General features: G+C 61.5%; 18 protein-coding genes. 9 read left to right on the top strand and 9 right to left on the bottom strand.

All coding sequences use genetic code 11. The features are described 5' to 3' along the window. The first annotated feature begins 184 nt into the window (after window positions 1-184). Together C7S18_RS13060 and C7S18_RS13065 are read left to right on the top strand one after the other, a co-directional pair. Window positions 185-5155 carry an Ig-like domain-containing protein gene (locus C7S18_RS13060; RefSeq protein WP_170113258.1) on the top strand — a complete coding sequence of 1657 codons (4971 nt, stop codon included), beginning with the start codon at window positions 185-187 and terminating at the stop codon, window positions 5153-5155. A gap of 116 nt (window positions 5156-5271) precedes the next feature. Further along, entirely contained in the window at window positions 5272-5661 is a 390-nt protein-coding gene (locus C7S18_RS13065) for a hypothetical protein (RefSeq protein ID WP_106891990.1), read from the top strand. Between the two features lie 185 nt (window positions 5662-5846). Here C7S18_RS13065 and C7S18_RS13070 read toward each other — a convergent pair whose 3' ends face one another. Further along, window positions 5847-6416 carry a pilin gene (locus C7S18_RS13070; RefSeq protein WP_106891991.1) on the bottom strand — a complete coding sequence of 190 codons (570 nt, stop codon included), beginning with the start codon at window positions 6414-6416 and terminating at the stop codon, window positions 5847-5849. A gap of 248 nt (window positions 6417-6664) precedes the next feature. Between C7S18_RS13070 and C7S18_RS13075 the strand changes: the two genes are divergently transcribed. After that, entirely contained in the window at window positions 6665-7942 is a 1278-nt protein-coding gene (locus C7S18_RS13075; protein ID WP_146151911.1) for a DUF6384 family protein, read from the top strand. A 9-nt stretch (window positions 7943-7951) separates the two neighbouring features. Further along, the gene (locus C7S18_RS13080; protein ID WP_106891993.1) at window positions 7952-9364 is read left to right on the top strand and encodes a coiled-coil domain-containing protein; all 1413 of its coding nucleotides are present in this window, start codon (window positions 7952-7954) and stop codon (window positions 9362-9364) included. A 27-nt stretch (window positions 9365-9391) separates the two neighbouring features. On the opposite strand, the gene C7S18_RS13085 is transcribed toward C7S18_RS13080, so the two are convergent. Next, on the bottom strand, window positions 9392-11209 hold the full coding sequence (locus C7S18_RS13085; RefSeq protein ID WP_106891994.1) for an ArnT family glycosyltransferase: 1818 nt from the start codon (window positions 11207-11209) through the stop codon (window positions 9392-9394). Between the two features lie 87 nt (window positions 11210-11296). Here C7S18_RS13085 and C7S18_RS13090 point away from each other — a divergent pair, with 87 nt between their 5' ends. Genes C7S18_RS13090 through C7S18_RS13100 form a run of 3 tightly spaced genes read left to right on the top strand, consistent with a single transcriptional unit; the run spans window position 11297 to window position 15157 of the window. Continuing rightward, window positions 11297-12220: an AAA family ATPase gene (locus tag C7S18_RS13090; RefSeq protein ID WP_106891995.1), complete on the top strand. Its 924-nt coding sequence runs from the start codon at window positions 11297-11299 to the stop codon at window positions 12218-12220. A 10-nt stretch (window positions 12221-12230) separates the two neighbouring features. Continuing rightward, the gene (locus C7S18_RS13095; RefSeq protein WP_106891996.1) at window positions 12231-13199 is read left to right on the top strand and encodes a DUF58 domain-containing protein; all 969 of its coding nucleotides are present in this window, start codon (window positions 12231-12233) and stop codon (window positions 13197-13199) included. After that, window positions 13196-15157 (top strand): transglutaminase TgpA family protein, encoded by a 1962-nt coding sequence (locus C7S18_RS13100; RefSeq protein ID WP_106891997.1) that lies wholly within the window; start codon window positions 13196-13198, stop codon window positions 15155-15157. The genes C7S18_RS13095 and C7S18_RS13100 overlap by 4 nt, the downstream gene beginning before the upstream one ends. Before the next feature lie 45 nt (window positions 15158-15202). Here the strand turns inward: C7S18_RS13100 and C7S18_RS13105 are convergent, their stop codons facing one another. The 6 genes from C7S18_RS13105 to C7S18_RS13130 form a co-directional block, all read right to left on the bottom strand. Then, entirely contained in the window at window positions 15203-15643 is a 441-nt protein-coding gene (locus C7S18_RS13105; RefSeq protein WP_425481076.1) for a SufE family protein, read from the bottom strand. Further along, window positions 15640-17028, bottom strand: a complete 1389-nt coding sequence (gene cysS, locus C7S18_RS13110) for a cysteine--tRNA ligase (RefSeq protein WP_106891998.1) — start codon at window positions 17026-17028, stop codon at window positions 15640-15642. Before cysS ends, C7S18_RS13105 begins: the two co-directional genes overlap by 4 nt. Window positions 17029-17203: 175 nt before the next feature. Next, window positions 17204-17863 (bottom strand): putative 2OG-Fe(II) oxygenase, encoded by a 660-nt coding sequence (locus C7S18_RS13115; protein WP_106891999.1) that lies wholly within the window; start codon window positions 17861-17863, stop codon window positions 17204-17206. A 197-nt stretch (window positions 17864-18060) separates the two neighbouring features. Further along, complete coding sequence (locus C7S18_RS13120; RefSeq protein ID WP_106892000.1) at window positions 18061-18837, bottom strand: ferredoxin--NADP reductase; 777 nt, start codon at window positions 18835-18837, stop codon at window positions 18061-18063. A 322-nt stretch (window positions 18838-19159) separates the two neighbouring features. After that, window positions 19160-19639: a TerB family tellurite resistance protein gene (locus C7S18_RS13125; protein ID WP_106892001.1), complete on the bottom strand. Its 480-nt coding sequence runs from the start codon at window positions 19637-19639 to the stop codon at window positions 19160-19162. A gap of 763 nt (window positions 19640-20402) precedes the next feature. After that, entirely contained in the window at window positions 20403-20750 is a 348-nt protein-coding gene (locus C7S18_RS13130) for a 4a-hydroxytetrahydrobiopterin dehydratase (protein ID WP_106892002.1), read from the bottom strand. 460 nt (window positions 20751-21210) lie between these two features. Between C7S18_RS13130 and rsfS the strand changes: the two genes are divergently transcribed. Continuing rightward, entirely contained in the window at window positions 21211-21528 is a 318-nt protein-coding gene (gene rsfS, locus C7S18_RS13135) for a ribosome silencing factor (RefSeq protein WP_240624040.1), read from the top strand. Window positions 21529-21560: 32 nt separating this feature from the next. Further along, entirely contained in the window at window positions 21561-22847 is a 1287-nt protein-coding gene (locus C7S18_RS13140; RefSeq protein WP_106894023.1) for a replication-associated recombination protein A, read from the top strand. A 42-nt stretch (window positions 22848-22889) separates the two neighbouring features. On the opposite strand, the gene dksA is transcribed toward C7S18_RS13140, so the two are convergent. Beyond that, the gene (gene dksA, locus C7S18_RS13145; RefSeq protein ID WP_106892003.1) at window positions 22890-23945 is read right to left on the bottom strand and encodes an RNA polymerase-binding protein DksA; all 1056 of its coding nucleotides are present in this window, start codon (window positions 23943-23945) and stop codon (window positions 22890-22892) included. Between the last annotated feature and the right edge of the window lie 199 nt (window positions 23946-24144).

The following is a 24144-nucleotide window of genomic DNA, read 5'->3' on the forward strand; positions in this document are numbered from 1 at the left end:
ATATTTTCCCCGGATAAGCGTGCGAGTACGCTGGTTTTCACGTTTGTCTTGCTACGGCCCCCAAGGTCCGACTGCGATCAGTCGACCGGCTGACCCGGGAAAATCCCCGCTGATCTGTCGTTTGCTGGACGAAATCGCGTTTCTGTGTAGGAATATGGCCAACTGGGGCCGCAGGAGCCTAGTAATGACCGTTTATCGTGATGTAGTGACGCTTTTGAACACGAGCGCAAAGTCGGCCCGGATTGTGGCCAAGCTAGCCATACTGACCGTGCTCGGGATGCTGGTGGTGCCTATGGCGCAAGCATCAACCGGATGCCAGCTTTCGGCGACGACCGTGAATACAAGCATCGCGCCGAATGGGACCGCAAATTTCAACTTCGACATCGTCGACTTCAACGCCTGTACCGGTGCAAGCGGCAACATTACAGTCCTTTCGAACACCACGGGCGGCGGCACGCTGTCGCAACCAACGTTCTCGGGCGCCCTCGGCACCAATATCAACTTTTCGATGTCGACCGGCGGCACGCCGGGCCTCGTCGAAGTGACGGCAAACTGTACGGCCGGCTGCAACGGCTTGACGACCCTGACGTTCAGGGTCAGCACCAGCACCTACTCCCTGCAGCGCGTGTCGCCGGGAACCGTCGTGACCGGTACGGGCGTTCCGACCACCCTGCAGGTTCAGGCCCTTCGCAATGGCGTCGGCCAAACCAGTGTGCCAGTCAATTTCAATGCCACCGGCCCGGGCAGTTTCACGTTCAACCCAACGCCACCGGTAGTCACCAACGGCACCGGTATTGCGAATATTCAATTCTCGTCGCCAACGCAGGGCACCTACACGGTCAATGGCGATTTCTGCAACCCCGATTTTCTGCCAGCGTGCAATTCGATTCCGACGGCTTTCCAGGTACTGGTGGGGACGAGCATCACGCCGAAGCCGGGCAATCCGGTCAGCGGCAATGCCAGCACGACGACACCGGTCATCAAAGTCACCGCACAAGATGGCGGTAACCCCGCGGTCGGCATCCCGGTCAGCTGGTCGATTCAGGCCGGCGACGCGTCGATCAATACGGCTTCCAACGTGACCGACAGCAATGGCGATGCTGGCGCAACGTTGAACCTCGGCATCACGGCCGGTAGTTCGGTCACCTTGCGGGCGACCCGTAATGACACGAGCGATTTCGTCGATATCCCGTTCACCATCAACGACGACTTCAACCTGGCGCCGATCAGTCCCACGACCCTGTCGACCAGTGTCGGCCAGCCCCTTGCGATCACCACACGCTACCTGCTGAACGGCAATCCGAACCCCAATACGGTGGGCTATTCGGTGTCGCCTGGCGGCCCGTCGCTCGTCCCGAGCGTCGTCACACCAGATGGCAACGGCGATGCCACAACCTCGTTCACGTCGGGGGCGGTGGGTACGTACACCGTCACGGCGAGTGGCAATTGCTTGACGGTGGTTCCGAACTGTCCGCCAGCACCCGTCGTCTATACGGTCAATGTCGTCAACCAGACGCTGGGCGGCGGCGGCACACTGGAGGCGAATCCCAATGAAGCCCTGGTCTTGAGTGCCACGGCGCTCGACAACGGCACACCAGCTGCGGGCGTCACCATCAACTGGAGCCTGAGCACGGGCGCCGCCACGCCGACCAACGGCAGCTCGGTCACTGATGGCGCGGGCGTGGCAATCTTTGCGGTCGTGTCGCCCAATACGGTGCCCACAACCTATACATACACTGCCGTTCGCGGCGACGCGCCGAGCGCCTCAACGGTCTACACCGTCAACGTGATTGCGCCGACGCTCACGCTGATTTCCGGCAACAACCAGACTGGACTGACGACATCGACCAGCCCGCTGCCAATGGTGGTGGAACTTCGAAACGGCAAGACCCCGAGTGCGCCACTGCCCGGCAAGACGATTACGTGGACCACGCTGTCGGGCCCGGCGTTTCCGCAAACGGGAAGCTCGGTCACTGATGGCCTGGGGCGCACCAGTGTATTCGCCAACTTCGGCGGCAGCGGGGGTGCGAGCATCATTCAGGCCAGCGACTCCGGCCCCGGTCTGGCAAGCGTCAGTTTCAATATGACCAGTTTGCTACCCACCTTGGTCAATGTTTCCGGCAACGGCCAAACGGGCTCGCCTGGCGCCACGCTCGCGCCGCTTATCGTGCGTGCCGAGAACAATGCCACGGCAGCGCCGGGCGTCACGATCAACTGGACCGTTGTGTCTGGTTCGGCGACGTTGTCGGCCCCGTCCTCGGTGACCGATGGCGCCGGCAATGCGCAAGTGGTGCCAACGCTGGCGGTCAATGGCGGCAGCGCCCAGATCCGGGCGGCGCGCGCCGATCAGCCTGGTGTCAATACCACGTTCATCATCAGCAGCACGGCCTTGCTTTCGATCCAATCCGGCGACGGTCAGTCTGGCCCGATCGGTACGCCGGGTGCGGCGCCACTGGTTGCTCGCCTGAGTTCAGGGTCGAGCCCCGTATCGGGGGCGAACGTGGATTGGCAGGTATTGAGTGGTGGTGGCTCCGTCATCTTGAGCGCGGCGACCGTCGTGACCGATGCCAATGGTGATGCGGCCCTGCCCTTCGATTACGGCAGCGTGCCCGGCAGTGCCGTGGTTCGTGCCAGTGCACTAGGCGGCACGACGACGGCTGACTTTACGGTGACCGCACTGAGCCGCGATTTGCTGGTGATCAGTGGCAATAGTCAGATTGGGGTCCCGAACGGGGTTGGCGCACCGCTCGTCGTACGCGCCGAAACCAACGGCAGCCCCGATGCAAATGTCGGTATTTCCTGGTCCGTCACGGGCCCGGCAACGGTTTCGAGCACGAACAGCCTCACCGATGGCAGCGGCCAAAGCAGTGTCGATTTGCTGTTCGGCAACGCACTCGGTTCCGTGCAGATTACGGCGACACGAACCGATTCGGGCGCGTCCGTGAGCTTTGCGCTCACCGTCGGCGCGGCGCTTGGAATCGTCTCGGGTAACGGCCAATCGGGCGTGCCAAACAGTGTGGCCGACCAACCCTTGGTGATCAGTCTCACGGACTTGAATCAGCAACCCATTTCGGGTGCGCCGATTCAATGGCGCGTGTTGGTTGGCAATGCGAGCCTGACCCAAGCGAGCACCAGCACGGACGGAAGCGGCCGCAGCAGCAACAGCTTCCGTTTTGGCGCAAACACTGGACCACTGCAGATCGAAGCCAGCGCGTTTGATGGCTTGGTGCATGCAGTGTTCTCGGCCCAAGCCAATTCGGCGAGCCTCAGCATTGTGGCCGGACAAGGTCAGTCGGGGCCGGTCGGCTCGGTGCTGCCGATTCCGTTCCGGATCCGCTTCTCTGATGTGCCGCCTGGAAACGCTGCCACGCCGAAGGGCCGAGCCGGCGTACCGGTCACCTGGACGGTGCTCAATGGTGGCGGGAGCCTGACGCAACAAACCAACGTGACCGACGCGAACGGCGAGGCGACGGCCACGTTGCGGCTCGGCAGCAACCGCGGTCAGAACAACGTTCGAGCGGCGCTACCTGGCAACCTGCAGGTGGAGTTCCTCGCAACCGGCGTCCTGACGAGTGCGAACCTGAGCATTGTCTCGGGCAATCCGCAAACGCTGCCAACCAACACGGATTCTGATCCTTTGGTCGTGCGGTTGCTCGATGACAATGGTCAGGCGGTGGACGGCGTCGCTGTGCAATGGACCGGCAATAACGCCCTGCTGGGAGCGACGAGTTGCGTGACTGGCAGCAACGGCCAATGCAGCATTCGCGCGAAGGTGGACTTGCCCGGTGCGAGTTCCGTGACCGCCAAGACTAGCAATCCGAATGCCGGCCCAGTCACGTTTAGCCTGACGGGCGCCGTCGCTGAGCTGGATGGCCTCAATCCGCGCCAATCGGCAATCGCTGATGCCATCGATCAAGCCTGCCCTGCCTTGGCTGCTTTGGGCAGCAGCCGCACCGCTGCGCAGAATGATCTGTTCCAGCGCTGCCGTGAAATCGTCGATGCGGCCGGTCTGCAACCCGACGCCGCCAGCGCTGCGCTGGAGTCGTTGTTCCCTGATGTGGCATTGGTGCAGTCGTCGGCCTCGCTGCTTGCGGCGCAAGCGCAGCAAGACAATCTGAAGGCCCGCCTTGGCAACCTGCGCAGCAATCGTGCGAGTAATCCATTGGCCGGGCTGAGCGTCGCTGGGCCAGGCGGCGTGCTCGGCTTCGGCGATCTCGTCGGCTACCTGCTGCAGGCCGATGGTGACAGCGCACCTGAAATCGGCGCTGAGTTCTCCCGCTGGGGCTTCTTCGCATCGGGCCAGTTGGGTCGGGCCGAGGCTGATGCGAACCCACAACGCCCTGCCTACGATCTTGATATCAATGGGCTGACGGTGGGCGTGGACTATCGAATGTCCGACAAATTGGTGCTTGGTGGCGCCGTTGGCTATACGCGTCAGGATGCGGACCTCAACGACCAAAATGGCACCCTGGATACGAGCGGCTACAGCCTCTCGGCCTACGCGAGCTACTACTACGGCAACAACTGGTACCTGGACAGCGTGCTGACCTGGGGCCGCAACCAGTTCGATCTGGATCGCCAGATCCAGTACACATTGCCGCGCGTCGGTGGTGGCACGATCGTCGTCGATCAGCAAGCGCGTGCGAGCAGCGATGGCGACATGAAATCAGTCTCGGCCACGCTGGGCCGCGACTTCCAGCATCAAGCCTGGAGCTTCGGCCCCTATGCCCGCGTCACGTATTCCAAGTTCGGCTTCGATCAAACCGCCGAGCAACTCGATTCCGGCGCCGGCAGCGGTCTGGGCATGGTGTTGGAGACACGTGACATCGACTCGCTGGTCGGCGTGCTCGGTGGCCGTGTCAGCTACACGCACAGCGCCAGCTGGGGCATCCTGATTCCCACCGCTCAGCTCGAATGGGAGTCCGAGTTCAAGGACGACCCATCGGTGCTTGAAGCCCGCTTCCTGAATGACCCGACGAACACGCCGATCATGTTGAGCAGCGATCCGTATGATCAGGATTTCCTGCGCCTGGGCGTCGGCCTGTCGATGGTGCTGAGCGGCGGCAAGTCCGGCTTCATCCAATACGAGCGCAGCATCGGCCGCGATGGATTCAACCAGGACAACCTGAATCTGGGCGTGCGGATCGAGTTCTGACAGACCTTCGAACGACGCTCCACGAGGGGCGTCGTTCGTGGCTGAAGTGCGCGGCTGAAGACTGCCTTCCGGGATTTGTCCGCGGCAAGCGGTGTCAGCGCCGCTAGAATCCGGACATGAGCTATGACCTGATGCTGTTTTTACCCAAGGCCGCGCCCCAACGCGAAGCCGCTTTCTTCGACTGGTTCGACGAGCAGACTGAGTGGGAAGAAGACCACGACTACCAGTCCGAGTCGGTATCGGCTCCTGCCCTGCGCGCCTGTTTCGCTGAGCTCAGTGCGCAATTCCCAGTGCTCGGCAAGAAACGCCGGAGCGATTTCGAGGCCGAGTACAGCTTTGGCGGTGTCATGATTCTGGCGGCGTTCTCGTTCAAGCAACAACAAGCTGCGCTGGATCTAGCCAAAAGGCTTGCGGGCAAACACCAACTCGGATTGTTTGAGGCGAGCTCAGATGATGGCTGGATCTGGGTCCCGGATGGGCAAGGCGGTATGCGGGCGATGCGGTGAGCAAGGAAGGTCGCGAAATCCTGCACCAACTAATTCAACCACGCGCCAACCGGGGCGTCCTGAATATCCGCCGATGAGTGTTAGATCGCGGCAACACAGACAAGCACATAGCCGCACGGGCGCCGATGTTCAGCAAAGCTGCAGTGACAATGACTATTTTCTTGGCAAGTCTCGCCACACTGGCACTAATGCGCCGCTGGCTTCGCTTCTACCACCTCGCATTCCGTCAAGAACTGCCTGATTTCCAGCAGGTTGGTCTCACACCGCCAAAGCGACATTCCGGTGTCTCGACGGTAGTCAGAAGTCCAGGTCAGGTAGAAGTCTGAGCGCCCGCTCCGCGGTTGGAACGCCAAGACAATTTTGCCGTCTCCCTGCACAGTGACCGACTTCACATGCCGACCCGCGTAAGACTCTGGCGGTGCCAATCCAAGCGCTGCATTATCCGCAGGCGGCACGCCGCCTGTATTCGCGAGGTACTCCCCGAATCCAATGCGAGCCGTCTGACTCATCCAGCGGACTTCATCGGGAAGACTACCAAGCGGCGGCATTGGCTCTCGATTCAGTGATTCCAAGACCGCGTTGGGCGCATCCGGTGCGGGCGCAAGCGGAACCGCCCCAGCACCAAAATCACTGCGATGAACCCACATCCAGGCGGAAAACGCGATGACCTGAACCCCGATCAGGGCCAGTACCATCCATTTCAGATGCTGGAGCGAGCGTGCGAGTTCAGCGTTCGGTTCGCCAGAAGTTGCCATGTCGCAGATACTAACAGGCTGCAGGTCAGGCCGACGATCATTCACGCACTGCCATGCATTGCTTGCTGCACTCAGACACCGATGCCTGGAATAATGCCGGTCCAGTCGCGATCGATTGCGTCAGCCCAGCGCAAACGTCGCTGAACCGCGCAATTGATTCCGTCTTACTCCATCCCTACCTTCCATATGTGCCAGACCACTGCGAGTTGGGCTGGAGCCAGTCGAATCTACCAGCCAGTGATGCGCTCATGAGTACGAGTCAAAATCTACCGTCCCCGCATCAACCCAATACAAGCGACGCCAAGCTCGACGATTTGATGTTGGCCATGGATGTGGTCGATACACTGCGTCATGAGCAGGAATTGATCCATCGCGAGCTCAATGACGATGCGCGCGATGCGGCCTTTGTGGCGCGAATTCGGGAGATCTACGCGGCGCAGGGTATTGCGGTTAGTGAGGACATCATTCGCCAGGGCGTGGAAGCCCTGAAGCAGGACCGCTTCAGCTACCAGCCGCCGCCACGTACGTTTTCGGTCCGCCTGGCCGAGTTCTATGTCGACCGGTGGCGTTGGTTCAAGCGAGGGTTGATCACTGGCACCGTGCTGGGCGCGCTGTGGCTGGTCGCTGCGCTGCCTGGGCAAATTGCCGAGTCGTTCGCGACACGAAACTTCAACCAGGCTGTCGCTGAAGTCGAAGACGGTCTGAGCCAGCACCAGGCCGTTATTGAGTCGTTCGCAGAGCAGGCCTCGGCACTGAACCCTGAGCGCGCCCCGATTGCCGGCGCGGCCATTACGCAGATCAAGCTCGACAGCAGCGCGGCGATTCAAGCGTTGCGGGCCGATTCAACGCAGATCGCGAGTCTCGCGGCCATCGACGCTGACGCGTTTCAGGCCGATCGCGATGCCGCCGCACGCCAGCTCGAAGCCGAACAAACTCGCCTCGCCTCGTTCAAGAAACGGATTGATGAGGTGCGCTATGCCCTCGTTCGTGGCGAGCGGTTGCTGGGTCTCGATCAACAGTATCAGACTGCAGGTGCGCTGCTCGCGGGCGTCAGTCTCGGCGCCGATGCGAGCCAGCAGTTGGACGCCTCGCGCCAGAGCATCGAAGCGGCCTTGCGCGCGGGCGATGTCGAGCGCGCACAAGCAAGCGTGCAGAAGTTTCGACAAGCGGCGCAGCAAGTCGATCTCAGCTATGAGCTTCGCATCGTCAACCGCCCTGGCGTCCAATCCGGCATTCGGCGCCGAGAGAATTCGCAGCAGGAAGGCCGAAGCTATTACTTGGTCGTGGAAGCAGTCGATGCCGACGGCCAGGTGCTCAGCATCCCGGTGATCAACGAAGAGACGCAGCAGGTCAATGACGTTCGAATTTTCGCTGTCCGGGTTGACGAATCCGAATACCACCGCGTGCGCGAAGACAAGCAGGACAACGGTCTGATCGATCAGCCGATCGTCGGCACGAAGGCACGCGGCGACCTGGAACCAACGTATCAGGTGAAGGTCGTTGGCGGCACGATTACGAAATGGTAGGGACACACGATGAGCAATGGCACTGAAGCACTTCGTGACATGGATCAGCGCATCGACGGTGCGCGCGCCGAGGCTTCGCAACTCGCGACCCAGCTCGACCAGTTGCTGCAACAGCAGCAGCAAGCACGGGCGCGCGAATCAAGCGATACCGAGCAGTTGGCGCGTCTGCGCCTCGATCTGTTGAAAAGTGGCGACGCTGGCACCGCACTCGATGCGGCCGACCAGCGCGTGCTCACCCTTCTGGAAAAGCGGCACGAACATTTCGTGGCACTGGAGCCACGAATTGCCGAGTCGGAGCAGCAGCAAACTGCGCTGAAGACCACCCGTGTCGAACGTGCGCGTCAGCGTGATGAAGCCTTGGCAGCACAGCAGGCATGCTATGTCGAGACTGCCGAGCGCGCCAAAAAGCTGCCGCGTTGGCAATCGTTGAGCGTCGACTTGCAAGCGTTGCAACATCAGGCTCAGGCCGCCGAGCAAAAGAGCCAGGTGGTTGTCGCCGACCGAGAGCAAAAGCGACAGCCCTACGAAGCCGACAAGCTGTTCGTCTACCTGTGGCAGCGCCGCTACGGTTTTCCAGAATACGACGCCGCGCCGTTGATCCGCACGCTCGACGGCTGGGTCGCCCGACTCTGCAAATACGATGGGGCGCATCGGAACTACCGCATGTTGCTGGCATTGGCCGAGCAGATGGCAGCCCATGTCGCGGGTTTGAAGCAACGCGCGGCGTCGCTGCAAGTCGAGCTCAAAGCGCTCGAAGACCAGGCACTAGCCGAGGCCGGTTTCGCCGCATATCAGGAGGCGGTTGCGAGTGCCGAAACGGCCCTCAAGCACGCCGAGCAGGAATTAAGCGATGCCGAACAGGCCTATCAGAGCCTGCTCGGCCAACGCGCTGCGTTCGCAGCTGGAACGGATTCATTCACCGTCGAGGCATTGCAAACACTCACCGCGCAAATGGGACGCGAGGATTTGCAGACGCTGCGTCAGGATGCCCGGGCCACGACAACTCCCAAGGACGACGCACTGGTTGCCGGCCTCGCGAACGCGCGCGCCGCGGTGAGCAAAACCGAGCAAGACATCGCCACGTTGCGAGCCCGGCAGACGGTGGTGCTGCAGCAGCTCAGTGATGCCGAAGAGTTGCGCCGGCGTTTCCGCACGAGTTCTTACGACTCGCGCGATTCGGAGTTCGGTAACGGTATTGTCGTTGGCGCGGTGATTGGCGAACTCCTTCGTGGCGCGATCGTGCTGAACGACGCGTGGGACCAAGTGCATCGCAATCACCGCTTCCGCGTGCCACGCGACAACCAGGGCGGCTTTGGCGGGATTCCGGACTTTGGCGGCGGCAACGACAGCTCCGGCGGCTTCTCGACCGACAGCTCGTTTGGCGGCGATTCCGGCGGCTTCAGCACCGATGACAGTTTCTGATGGAACGACACCAAGGCCGATTCTCAGTCAACGCCCCTGCACCATCGCGCCGGTCAGCACCACCTCCCCGAGCCAGCGCTGCTGACCATCATCACTTCGCGCGATGAGCTGATAGGCATTTGCGCCGCTCGGCAACGCGTGCGCAGCGAGTTCAAAGCGAAACCCGGAGTGCTCACCATTGCCATCCTGCAATTCTGGCCACGGTGGCTCGATGACTGGCCCGGCTGGATCCAAATGATCGGTCGCAATGACTCGGTCGCCGAGACGAAGCTCGACCGCTGCCACGCGGCCGTGATGCTGCACCGCGTAGCCGCCGACGATGACCAGATCTGGCCGGACTTCGACCGGAAACACCTGGCTCAGAATGGGTTGCGCGCAGGCTGTCGCGGACGCCGGGCCACGCTGTACGCGCCAGATCGTGAACTGACGTTGCGTATCGGCCTCGATGTGCTCGCCCAGCCATTGCAGCCCACCGACGCGCGCACAGAGCGATTGGTAAAACGGAAATCGATCTGCGGCAAACAGCGCACTGTCGTCCACTACAAGAATCGCCGACTGCCAGCTGGCCGCGCGTAGGCCGGACTCGTCCAGATTCCAGATACCAAGCTGTACTTGGCGCCCGTGCTCTTGATTGCGTGGGGCATCGAGCACGTATGGACGCTGTTGCAGATACCAGTCGAGTTGCGCGCCCAGCAGGAAGTTGTCGGCGATGAGAACGGTTCCGGGCTGCGCGTCCAACAACGGGCGCACGCGCCCAGCCAGCCCCGCATAGCCGAGAAAATTGGCACCAAAGCGTTTGCCGAACTGCTGGGTGTAGTCTGGCGCGGCATGCATCGCCCAAAGACCCAACCACACCGGAACCGCCGACACGGCGGTCGCGCCCATCAGCCACCAGCGCCACCGCGACCGGCTGACCTGCAACGCCAGTGCTGGCAACAGCAACAACCACGCAGGCCAAGGCCAGTGCACGCGGGTTCGCTCTTGATCTGCAAAGCACCCAATGGCGAAATACGCCAACAGCAATCCGAGTCCGATCCAGATCGCTCCTCGCACGGCGGGCGCCACGGTCCGACGCTGCTGCCAGATCGCCCAACACACCGCGAGAAACAGAATTGGCGATACCACCAGTGCTTGCTCCAGGGGCATCTGCAGCCCGCCCAAATGGAAGCCCCATTCGTGCCGGTCCACGGCTTGGAAGCGCACTGACGGCCAATCCAAAGCCGCATTGAACACGATCGTCGGAACGAGCCCGAGCAGCCCCAGAAGCTGCGCAAGCCAATGCCTTGGGTCCTGCCACAGCCGACGCGCGGGGCCATGAGCTGAGATCAGCAGCAGGCCGCCAAAATAGATCATCGCTGCGCGCCAATGCAGTAGCCATGCCAGGGCCATCATCAGCGCGAACACCAGCCAATAGCGCCAACGCCGATCGGAAATGGCGCGTATCAGCGCGAGGCTGGCCGCAATCAGTGCCAAGGTCAGCGCAGCATCGGGAATCGCCAGCACACCGACCGCCTGCCCGATCGGCACCAGCAGCGCCAGCACACCCGCCACATTTGCCGCCGCCTCGTCGTGGTGCTGCCGCACGAATGCGCGAAGCAGCAGCACCGTGACCAATCCGGCCACCACGCTCGGCAGTCTAAGCGCCAGCAAGTGATGCCCAAAAATCGCCATTGGCGGAGCCAGCAGCCAGGCCATTCCAGCCGGCAAGTCGCTGTAGCCCGCAGCGAGCCGTTGGCTTTCCTGCCAATAAAACGCCTCATCACCGAACAACGGCAGCACCGCAGCCAGCATCACCCGGATCAGGGTCACCAAAACAAAGGTGATCCAGAACACAGTGCGGCTCATGACACACGGTACCGTGACAGATTTTCAGGCATGCTTGGGTCCAAGATTGGAAGTTCGGCACAATAGCAAAAGCAACCAGAGCCCAGCATGGATCAAGCCCCGAGAATTGCCGCCATTCAGAAGCAAGTGGACGCTGTACTGCTTGGCAAAACCGAAATTGTCCGCATGGCCATGGCCTGCCTGTTGGCCGGCGGGCACCTCCTGATCGAAGACGTCCCCGGCGTCGGCAAGACCACGCTGGCGCACGCCCTGGCGGCGAGTCTCGGCCTGCAATACCACCGAATCCAGTTCACCAGCGATCTACTCCCGTCCGACATTCTGGGCGTCTCGGTGTATCAACGTGAGGCGGGCGAGTTCCGGTTTCATCCGGGGCCGATCTTCTCGCAGCTGATCCTCGCCGACGAAATCAATCGCGCCACGCCCAAGACCCAGAGTGCGCTGCTCGAAGCGATGGCCGAGCAGCAAGTCACCATCGATGGCAAAACCCGGCCGCTACCGCAGCCGTTCTTTGTCGTCGCTACCCAGAATCCGGTCGACCTCGCGGGCACGTTTCCGTTGCCCGACTCCCAACTCGATCGATTTCTGATGCGCCTGTCGATCGGCTATCCGAGTGCCGAGGCTGAGCGCGCCATGCTGGCGGGACAGGATCGTCGCGACATGCTGGCCGAACTGGGCGCGCTGATCGACGCTGAAGCGCTGCTATCGCTCCGTCAGCATATTCGCCAGATCAAGGCGAGTCCGGCTTTGATCGACTATGTGCAGCGCCTGTTGGCGGCGTCGCGCGTGCAGGCCAATCTGAAGCAAGGCTTGTCACCGCGTGCCGGCCTCGCGCTGCTGTCGGCGTCCCGTGGCATCGCGTTTCTATCGGGGCGCGACTTTGTGATTCCGGAAGACGTGCAGGAGGTCTTTGTAGCCGTTGCTGCGCATCGACTCGTACCGAGCCAAGACGCTGGCGCCGGGCGCGAAACCATTGCAGCGCAGATTCTGAAGCGCGTCGCCGTCAGCGCCTGATCCCTTGGCCATGTCGGCACTGCTGCGCTGGTGGGAATCGCTGTTGCAGGCCGCCGAAAAGCGCCTGCCCGCCTTGACGCGCCATCGTCAGCCGGAAGCGTTGCCGATCACCTTGCATCATCGTCGCGTTTACATTCTGCCGACCCGATTCGGCCTGTTCTTCGGGTTGATCGCCTTCACGATGGTGATCGGCTCCCTGAACTACAACAATAATCCCGCCATGCTGTTTGCGTTCTTGGTCGTAGCGATCAGCATGTTGAGCTTCCATCATACCGTCGGCAATCTGCGCGGACTGACGCTGAAGTCGATTCGCGCTGAACCCGTGTTTGCTGGTGCCTCCATTCGGCTGAAGCTGAGCTTTCGCGAAGTCGAGCAGCGATCGCGCCCTGGCCTGATTCTGGATCTCGGCGCCGCCGAGAGTCGGCTCGCGCTTCCGGAAAACTCAGATACTGAAGTCGAGATCGAACTACCCACCATGCGCCGCGGTTGGTTTCGTCCGGGCCGATTCCGACTGTGGACCGAGTATCCGTTTGGCATTGTTTGGGCCTGGAGCTATCTGCACCCGGAGCGGCAGTTCATCGTTTACCCAAAACCCGAGACCAACCCGCCACCGTTACCGATTGGCAATCGCGAAGATCACGGTACCCGCATGCGCAGCCCGGGCGAGGAATGGCAGGGGCTTCGCGAATACCGACAAAGCGACCCGCCGCGCCACATTGCCTGGAAGCAGAGCGCACATGCCGACGCGATGCTGGTCAAGGAATTTGCGGACCCGATTTCCGACGCCATCTGCCTCGACTGGCACGGGCTCGATAGCCTGGACCACGAAGCCCGAATTGCCCGCCTGAGCGCCTGGACCCTGGCGGCGCAGGCCGAAGGGCTGAGTTTTCGGCTGCGCCTGCCGAACCAGGAGCTCGGCCCCGGCAGCGGCGACGAATTTAGTGCCCGGTGTCTGACCGAACTCGCGCTGCTGCCATGAACGAGACCATTCACCGGCGCGACATCCTGTACCTCACCTGGACCATGTTGTTGGTGGTGCTGGCGCACGTACATTGGTTGCCCTTCGTGTTGACCGGTACGTTTCTCGGTCTGCTCGCGCTGAAACTTGCGTGGACGCAGTGGACCGATCGCCCGGTACCGTTGTCCGTACGTCTTGGCATGATGCTCCTGGTCTTGGCGCTACTGGTGTGGTCAGTCGGCTCACCGGTCGGCCGTGAAGGCGGGTCCGCGCTGCTGATTTGCCTGCAAGCCATGAAGCTCTTGGAAACCCGCAATCGTCGGGATGCCCGGATCCTGATCGGCGTGGCATTTTTCACCAGCATGATCGCCTTTCTCTTTTCCCAACAGATTTTGCCAACGATCTACGCGCTGATGGTGATTGCGGTGTTGTTTGGCTGCCTCTATGCGCTGACGCCCAACTATCTGACGCAACACGAATCGCTGGCCGACGCACTCAAACGGACCTTGCCGAACGCCGGAAAACTGGCACTGGCCGCCATTCCGCTGGCAGGCGTCTGTTTTCTGTTCTTCCCGCGCTTGAGCGCTCCCCTCTGGGGAACGCCCTGGGATGCCCGCGGCGGCAAGACCGGTATTAGCGATCGCATGCGCCCAGGCATGATCAGCGCACTCTGGAACGACGATACGCCCGTATTCCGGGCGCGTTTCGACGGTCCCGTTCCGCCCGCCCCAATGCGCTACTGGCGGGGCCCGGTGTTCTGGATGTTTGATGGCACCACCTGGGCAGGTGCCAGCCGTTTTGCGTACGAACGCGGCGTGAAGCTGTCGTTCAATGATCAGCAGACCATTCGCTACGAACTGCAAATGGAGCCGACCGAGCAAACCTGGATGTTTCCGCTGGACATACCCTTCGATTCGGATGCTACCGACCTGCGCTGGTTTTCCGACGGACAGGTGGTATCCAGGCGACCGGTCATCGAACCCCGCCGGGTTCAGTTCACGTCGGCACTGCAGTATGAGTTCGAATCAGAGCTCAGCGCCTCGCATCGCCAATCGGCGCTTGGCCTGCCGTGGCGCGGGAACCCAAAATCCAAGGCGCTGGCGGCTTCCTGGCGCGACAAGCACGGGCAAGACGGGATGGCCATCGCCAACGAAGCACTGGCATTCATCAATGCCAGCTTCGAGTACACCCTGGAACCGCCCCCATTGCGCGGCGACTCGATTGACGATTTTCTATTCAACACGCAGAAAGGCTTTTGTGAGCACTTCAGCTCGTCGTTCGTCTTCCTGATGCGCGCCGCTGGCGTCCCGGCGCGTGTGGTCACGGGCTATCTTGGTGGCGTCTACAACGAGACCGGCGGCTACTTGCTGGTACGCAATTCCGATGCCCACGCGTGGGCCGAAATTTGGCTCGCGGGACGGGGTTGGGTGCGCATCGACCCCACGGGCGCCGTGGCGCCGGACCGCATCAACCGAGGCTCGGTCGGCGCTGCGTTTCCAGAATCACAAAGCTGGTTCAAGCGTGGCTGGCTCGGAAATCTGGCGATGCAGTCGGATTGGATCGCGGCACGCTGGCGCGATCTGGTGATCGAGTTCAACGCCGACCGCCAGTCGCGACTGTTGGAGCCGTTTGGCCTGGAAAAAATCGGGCGTCGCGAGATGGCGCTGGGGTTGATTGCATTGGGTACGCTGGCCTTGGCGCTAGGCGCCTGGTGGTCGATGCGGCAGTATCGCCGACGCGCCGAACGCGATCGGCTGGCGCTGGCTTACCAGCGCTTTCAGGCGCGGCTCGGCAAGCGTGGACTGACGATCGAATCGAGTGAAGGTCCGACCCAGACGCTCGCGCGGGCGGCAGCCAAATGGCCAGAGCGTTCCGAAGAACTCAGCGCACTGATTCATTCCTACATTGCGTGTCAGTACGGTCATCAACAGGACGCCGATGTTCGCCGCCGCTTGATTCGTCAGCTGAAGGCATTCTGATTGGCGGCCCAAGGCCATTGCATGGCAAAGCAAGCCGCCTGCCGATCAACGCACTGAAGCTTGCGCGGCTTCGTCCCGAATGCGTTGAATCAGGGCGTGCAGGCCATTGCTGCGCGTCACTGAGAGATGCTTCTTGAGACCGATGTCCTCGATGAATCGCGGCGCCGTGCCAAGAATCTCAGCGGGGCTGCGACCCGAGTAGACCCTGAGTACCAGCGCGATCAGACCACTGACGATCGCCGAATCACTGATTGCCGCAATGTCGATCTGATCGGGCGTCGCTCGACAGATCACCCAGACGCGCGACTGGCAGCCCGCCAGCAGATGTTCGTCGCGCTTGTCGGACTCGTCGAATGGCGGCAGCTTGCGACCGAGGTCGATCAGATATTGATAGCGCTCGCTCCAATCGCCAAAGAACGCGAACTCTTCGGCGACGATCTGTTGTGCCAGTTCGGCGCTGGCTTCAGTGGGCGCCACAAACATCATTTACCGATCGCCTTCCAGCGTGTGCCTTGCGCGGTGTCTTCAAGCTCAATGCCCGCATCGGCGAGTTGTTTGCGAATCGCATCGGCACGCGCAAAGTCGCGCGCCTTCTTGGCCGCTGCGCGCTCGTCGATCAATGCCTGAATATCGGATTCGGCGAGTCCGGCCTGGTCGAGACTGCGCGCAAACCAGTCCGCCGGGTTCTGGCACAAGAGCCCCATGAATTGTGCCGACGCGAGCAGCCGCGCCTTGGCCAATCGCTTCTCGTCTGCGGATTCGGCTCGGCGCAGTTGCGCTGCGAGCTCGGACAATGCGGCGAGCGCTTCGGGCGTATTGAGATCATCGAGCAGCGGTGCGAACACTGACTCGGCCATGTCGTCAGCGCTGAATGGTGCGTCGAGGTCGGCGACATCCCGGAGCGATCCGTACCAGCGATCCAAGGTGCGCGCCGCCTGATCAAGCAGGTTGTCGGACCAGTCGAGCGGCTGCCGGTATTGCGCCGACAACAACGCGTAGCGCAACGCTTCGGGCGGGTGTGCATCCAACAGATCATGCAACAGGAAGACATTGCCGAGCGACTTCGACATCTTGCGGCCTTCCATGTTCAGCATGCCGTTGTGCAACCAGTAGCGGGCAAACACATGGCCATCGTGGGCACAGGTGGATTGCGCGATTTCGTTCTCGTGATGCGGAAACTGCAGATCGATGCCGCCGGCATGAATGTCGATGGTCGCGCCGAAATGCGCTTTGCACATGGCCGAGCATTCGATATGCCAACCGGGGCGACCGCGACCCCACGGTGAATCCCAGCCTGGCAACTCGGGTGTGGAGGGTTTCCAGAGCACAAAGTCGCCCGGATCGCGCTTGTACGGCGCCACTTCGACTCGCGCCCCGGCCAGCATTTCTTCAGTGGACCGCCGCGACAGCTCGCCGTATTTTGGATAGCTCGCCACCGCAAACAGCACGTGACCTTCCGCGGCATACGCGTGGCCTTTTTCGATCAAGGCCTCGCACATCTGGATGATGTCGGTGATGTGGTGCGTCGCATGCGGCACGATATCGGGACGGTCAACGCCCAGCCGCTGCATGTCCTGATGGTAGGCCGCTGCATACTTGTTCGTGATCGTCTCGATCGGCACGCCCAGATCAATCGCCGCTTTGTTGATCTTGTCATCGACGTCGGTGATGTTGCGGGCGTAGCGCACCGCCGGATACAAGCGGCGGAGCACGCGGGCCAGCAAACCGAACACCACCGCGGGCCGGGCATTGCCAATGTGCACATAGTTGTAGACCGTCGGACCACAGCAGTACATGCTGACCTCGCCTGCTCTCGCGGGGACGAAATCTTCAAGTTGCCGGGTCAGTGAATTGAACAGTCGCAAAGCCATGTGAATCGCAATCCTTTAGTGTGAAAATCTGCCCGAGCCCCACCGTAGAGACGGCTGCCCTTGGCTGCATGGTGGCCCGAAACGGGGTACGCGGTCGACCATCGTAGCAGGCCAGTGAGGTGCGCTCACATGCCAGGCCGTTATCAGCCGCACGGTCGGCACCTAGACCACGCGTCTAGAACCGCGCGGCCGGACCGTCCTGGCTGATTTGAGCGTTGAATGCGACGGTAATCCGCTCACCATCGCCGGCAAACGGCAGTACCTCATGAAGCACCCAGGATGGGAACAGGACCAACTCGCCAGGACTGAGCCGATAATCCTGATTGCCGTACGCGAAAGGTTTGCGAAGCTTCATCAGGGATGGATCGACAAACATGGTGTTGGTGGCGTTTGGGTTAATGAAGCTCAGCACACCGCATTCCGCTGCCTGCTGACTTTCGGCCACACAGTACACACCCGACCAGGACGCCATCGGGTGGTTATGCACGCCGAAATACCCCCCCTTTCGGGTGATGTGAAACCAGGCGCTGGCCCGCACTTTCAGGTAGCGCATGACGTCCGGGCCGTAGCCATTCAGCTCGGCTACCGCGCGAAACAGATTGCGCCAGCAGAAATCACGAAGCTCGGCAATTTCTGGGTCCGGCCATGAGAACAAATCGAAGCGCGATTCGTAGAGGGTTTCGGGGCGTCGCACAAACGGCGTCGGGTTCGCGTAGCGATCGCCGCTGCGCTCGTAACGCAGAAACAGGTCCCGAAGTCGCTCATTCAACCCGCCCGGATTCGGATGGCGGACGTGAACGAAGGGCACGGCAAACTGCGGGACAATCTCGAACATGGCCAAATCAATTGATTAGGGAGAGGTATGACGGGTGGCACCCGCTTCAAGCAGCCTTCCCTGGCCCCGGCAACTGGTTGAACGACGCGCGTCCGACGCAGCGTTCAACGTACATCTCAGAAACGACAACTCAGGATCGTACCGATCCGGCACTAGTCCGAATCTACGGCAGACGGCACTGCTGCCGCAGTCAACGCTTATTTGTCGACAAATGCACGTTCGAATACGTATTGCCCGGCCACGCCAATCTTTGGCGAAGCGACGAAACCGCGGCGATCCAAAAGCGCGCGAAAGTCCGCCAGCATGCCCGGGCTGCCGCAAATCATGGCCCGGTCATGCTTCGGATCGAGCGTATCGATTCCCAGCGTTCTCGTCACCTGGTCCTGATCCAGCAAGTCGGTGATGCGCCCCTGATTGGGAAACGGCTCGCGCGACACCGCCGGGTAGTAGCGCAGCTGCTTTTGCACCATCTCGCCCAGGTATTCGTGCTGCGGCAGTTCGGTCTCGAAAAAGTCGCGATAGGCGAGATCGTCGGCATGCCGCACACCATGCGTCACGATGACGCGTTCGAATCGCTCGTACGTGGCTGGGTCTTTGACGATCGACAAGAACGGCGCGAGCCCCGTGCCCGTCGCCAACAGGTACAGATTTCGGCCCGGCTCGAGATCGCTGATCAGCAACGTTCCGGTCGGTTTGCTGCTGACGAGCAAGTCCTCGCCCGGCTGAATGTGCTGGAGGCGAGAGGTCAGCGGACCGTCCTGCACTTTGATCGAGAAGAACTCCATCTGCTCTTCCCAATTCGCGCTGGCAATCGAGTACGCCCGCATCAACGGCTTGCCATTGACCATCAGGCCGATCATGACAAACTGGCCGTTCTCGAATCGAAGTCCCGCGCTACGGGTAGTCGTGAAGCTGAAGTAGGCCGGCGTCCAATGCCGGACTGCGAGCACGCGCTCGGTGTCAAATGCTGCCATGTGAAAAGGATGTCGTCATCGGAAACCGCAAAGTTTAGCGGTCGGCCTGGGCCTAAGCCTGAGTTGAGTCAAATCCGCGGCGAATTGCCCCGAAATCGGCAGCGCGGATCGTCAAAGAATGTCGCCAGTGGCCAAAACCGACCTCTGAGAATTCACTTGTTGTCTGGCACGCTGGGCGGTTTGCCTATGGCTATGGGCTCAAAACCGCTTGCGCCGAACAAATTGCGTCGGCAGAGGCCCACGGGTCTCGGGTCTACGGGTCTACGCAACATTGCGAGGGTGCCGATTGTCCGGCACCCTGAGCCTGTCAGGGCACGTTCGGTCAGAGCGCGCTGGGCGCAATGATCTTGAGCCGCGCCTTCAGGGTGTCGGCCGTGAATCCAAGGGCAATCGTGACCACTTCGAGAAATTCCACTTCCCGCGGGCGGATGCGGCCATCGGCGGCAGCCAGGCGCAACAGCGCGTCGTAGAGCTTGCCGACTTCGGGCGTACCAACGGGATACGCGACCAGGAACCGATTGATCTCGGTTTTTGCATCCAGTTGATTCTGGCGGCCGCGATCGAACGATTCTTTGGCCACGCGACGGCCGGCAATGGCGAGGTCCAACTCATCCATCAGGCTGTTGACCAGATCGGTCTCGTGACTGGTCACGATACTGTCCGCCCGCGCCAGCGCGCCCAGCAGACCGAACAACACCTCAAGCGTAAGCCGCTCGGCATCGTCAATCTTGTTGCTGGCGAAGAGGTCGCGTACGGCGGCCCCAATGTCTTTCAAAATCCCCGGTTTTTTTTCTGTTGCCATGATGCGCTCCGATGTCGGCTCCCACCCTCCGATGCTCCGACATTCCTGGACCAAAGAAAAGGGGCTTCGGACGGTTGCGCGTGCTCAGGCGGCCAGATCTAGCAGTCTTCTTCCAGACAGCCCGCTTCCTTGCGCCATGGATGGCGCAACCGCGAATCGATCACGCCAGTGATTGATTCGGCGAGAGCGAGTCCGGACACGTGCCGGACTCGCGAGTTGAAAAACGCCCAGGATGGGCGGTTTTCAACGGCTAACTACCTTGCGCCATGGATGGCGCAACCGCGAATCGATCACGCCAGTGATTGATTCGGCGAGAGCGAGTCCGGACATGTGCCGGACTCGCGAGTTGAAAAACGCCCAGGATGGGCGGTTTTCAACGGCTAACTACCTTTCGCCATGGATGGCGCAACCGCGAATCGATCACGCCAGTGATTGATTCGGCGAGAGCGAGTCCGGACACGTGCCGGACTCGCGAGTTGAAAAACGCCCAGGATGGGCGGTTTTCAACGGCTAACTACCTTGCGCCATGGATGGCGCAACCGCGAATCGATCACGCCAGTGATTGATTCGGCGAGAGCGAGTCCGGACACGTGCCGGACTCGCGAGTTGAAAAACGCCCAGGATGGGCGGTTTTCAACGGCTAACTACCTTGCGCCATGGATGGCGCAACCGCGAATCAATCAGGCCAGTGATTGATTCGGCGAGAGCGAGTCCGGACATGTGCCGGACTCGCGAGTTGAAAAACGCCCAGGATGGGCGGTTTTCAACGGCCTGCCAGCAGCAGGCACTCGATCTTGGCGGCGCAGACAAAATCGTTAATCGACAGTCCGCCGACGTCATGGGTGTTGTAGCGGACTTCGCAGCGGTTATAGCTGACCTGCAAGTCCGGATGGTGGTCCTGCTGATGGGCGACATAGGCCACCGCATTCACGAACGCCATGGTCTCGTAGTAGTTCCGGAACTCGAAACGCTTGACAATCTGACCGCGCTCCAGCGTCCAATTTGGCAATAGATTCAAATGCTTGACGACCTCGGCTTCGGGCAGTTGGTGGACAACGCCACGCAGGGGCTGACAGGCCTGGGCGGCCAATTCGGCGAGGGACTTGGTCATGCGGAGTCTCCGGAAAACGCCCATTCTGCCAGCCGCGGCTGCACCGTGCATTGGTTCATCACGAGGCCATGGCGCCGCGGTTATAATCGCCGCGCAGCACTGGGCTGCCTATCGAGATGGGATCCGTCCTTTGAACACCAGCACTTCGGCAACAAGCAAACAGCGCGGCACCGTCAAGGCGGCGGCCAAGAAGGCAGCCAGCAAGCGCGCCCCGGCCAAGAAGACCAGCAAAGCCGCGGTGGATCCCAGCAAAAAGAAGAAGCCCGCAACGGGTGGTCGCAAGCCTGCCGCGGGCGCACGCAAGGTGTCCGCGAAAAAAGGCGTGTCGGCCAAGAAGGGCGTCGCCGCCAAGAAGCCAGCCGCGAAACCGGTCAGTGCACTGCCTGCGACCAAACCCAAAGCGGCCGCCAAGAAAGACGGTGGCTTCACCGGTGAAACCGGCCGCCTCCGCAAACTCGTCATCGACGCTCTGGACGATCTGAAAGCCAAAGACGTCAAGGAAATCGACGTGCGCGGGCGCGCGTCGTTCGCCGACCTGCTGGTGATCGCGAGCGGCACGTCGACGCGCCATGTCAAATCCCTAGCCGATGAAGTGGTCAAGTTCGTCAAGAAGGCCGGCATGATGCCGCTCGGCGTCGAAGGCGAGCGCGAGGCCGAATGGGTCCTCGTTGATCTCGGCGACATCGTTGTGCACGTCATGCTGCCGCGCATCCGCGAGTTCTATGGCCTGGAACGATTGTGGAGTGTTGGCGGCGACAACGCTGAAGATCTGGTGTGACCATCAACCCGCTGGTGCCGCTGGCCGAGCGCATGCGGCCCCGGCGGTTCGAGGAGTTTGTCGGCCAGAGTCGTTTGCTGGCCGACGGCAGCGCGTTTCGGCGCACGGTGGCGTCGGGGCGTTTGCCATCGATGGTGTTCTGGGGCCCGCCCGGCTGCGGCAAGACCTCGCTCGCGCGCATGTTGGCGCACAGCTCCAATGCACATTACGTGGCGCTCAGTGCGGTCATGGCCAATCTCGCCGAGGTGCGCGCCGTTCTGGGTGCGGCCCGGGAGCGCTTTCAACTTGGCGAGCGCACGCTGCTGTTTGTCGATGAGGTGCATCGTTTCAACAAGGCGCAGCAGGATGCCTTTCTGCCCGCCATTGAAGCGGGGCACATTACGTTCATTGGCGCCACGACCGAGAACCCGAGTTTCGAACTGAACAGCGCATTGCTGTCGCGCTGCCGTGTCTTTGTGCTCGACGCGTTGGCGCCGGCTGACCTGGTCCGCGCGTTGGAACAAGCATTGCAGGACTCCGAACGAGGGCTCGGAGCGGCCGGTCTGGCGCTGAACGCCGAGCAGTTGCAATGGATCGCCGATGCTGCCGATGGTGACGTGCGGCGGGCGCTGAGTCTGCTCGAAGTGGTCGCTGACCTCGCGGGCAGCGGCGTCGTTGAGAACGATATTCTGCGTCAGGCCTTGGCCGATCGCGTTCGTCGCTTCGACAAAGGCGGCGAGGCGTTTTACGACCAGATCTCGGCGTTGCACAAATCGGTTCGCAATTCGAATCCCGATGCCGCCTTGTACTGGATCGCGCGCATGTTCGATGGCGGGTGCGATCCGAGCTATCTCGCCAGGCGACTGCTGCGCATGGCGATCGAGGACATTGGGCTCGCCGATCCATCAGCGATCGAGCGCGCGGTGGCCGCATGGGAGACCTTCGACCGACTTGGCTCGCCGGAGGGCGACCTGGCGCTGGCGAGTCTTGCGCTGTATCTCGCCATGGCGCCGAAGAGCAACGCGGCCTACGTCGCATTCAAGGCCGCGCAGCAACACGTCGTGGCAACCGGCTCGCTGCCGGTGCCGCTGGCACTTCGAAATGCGCCGACCAAACTCATGCGCGACTTGGGCTACGGCAAGCAGTATCAGTACGACCCAGATGTGACCGGTGGCATTGCGTACGATCAGGAGTGCTTCCCGGACGAACTCGGCGAGCAAGTCTTCTACCGCCCAACCGAGCAAGGCATCGAAGCGCGCATTGCCGAAAAGCTCGCCCAAATCCGTGCCGGCCGGACACAGGCACTAGCCAGCAAGCGCTCCAAGAAAAAACCCGCCTGAACAGTCGGGTTTTTCTTGTCTAACAGCACCGACGCGAGCCGATCAGTCGCCCATCTGGCGCTGACGATGTTCCCAGCGTTCCTGCGCGTCGAGGGTGCGCTCGGCGGTCGGGCGGGCTTCGAGACGCTCGAGACCGATCTCGTCACCAGTGTCCACGCAAAAGCCGTAGTCACCCGATTCGATCCGATTCAGGCTGTCGTCGATTTTCGAGATCAGCTTGCGGTAGCGATCGCGTGTGCGGAGCTCCAGCGAATTTTCGGTTTCGCGGGTGGCACGCTCGGCTTCGTCACCAATGTCGCGGACTTCATCGCGCAGGTTGTCGATGGTTTGCTTCGACTCTTCAACCAGCTCATTGCGCCAGTTTTGCAGCTTGCGCCGGAAGTACTCCAGCTGCTGCACGCTCATGTAGTCCTCGCCAGGGGACGGTTTGTAATTTTCCGGCAGATTAACGACGCTGGGCAGGGCTTCAATTTTTCTCATGGATTGCGCAGTTTGAGGGGCCTTTTTGGCTTTCACGACCGAATTGGCCGACTTCGCGACGGCCACCGCCTTGATGACCGGCTCCGCGGGCTCTGGAGCTGGCGCGGGGACCGGGGCGGGGATTGTCTTCGCTTTACTGTCTTGTTTGCCGGCAGCTGGAGCTGGCGTCTTGGGCGCAGGCTTGGCAGGAGCAACCGGTGCTTTGACCGGCTTTGCCTCTACTTTTTCGGCAACCGGTTTTGGCGCGGGCGCCGCTGCTGGTTTGACGGCTTTGTCTTTCGCCGGTGGCTCTGGTTTGACCGGCGCCACGACCTTCGCTACGGGCTTGGCGACCGGCTTGGCAACGGGCGCGGGCTTCGCGGCAGGTTTGGCCGGTGGGGTCGGCTTCTTGGCTGGAGCCGCCGCTTTGGTCGGCTTACTGGCCGGTTTCGCCGGAGCTGCCTTTTTGGCAGGGGCTGCCGGCTTCGCTACCGGTTTGGCCTTGGCTGCTGGCTTGGCTTTGCCCTTCAGGGCATCCACCAACTTGGCAACCACGCCTTTGGGCTTGGCGGCCGGCTTGGGAGCGGCTTTGGGCACGGGCTTCTTGGCGGGTTTTGACTTGGCAGCTGGCTTCGCCATTTCTAATTCCTCTTGGTCCTGACTACAGGAAACGCATCTCGCCACACAGGCCAGCGCGCATCGACCGCACCATTTCAGTCGGTGGTTCGCTGGCACGCCGTCAAATGAACGACCTAAGTCTTTGATTTGACGGAGACAGACTTAGTTTGCGACGCCAACAAAGGTTTTTTCAAGCATTTGTCGACCTCCAACTTGGCCT

The sequence above is a fragment of the Ahniella affigens genome, assembly GCF_003015185.1.
Taxonomy (GTDB): Bacteria; Pseudomonadota; Gammaproteobacteria; order Xanthomonadales; family Ahniellaceae; genus Ahniella; species Ahniella affigens.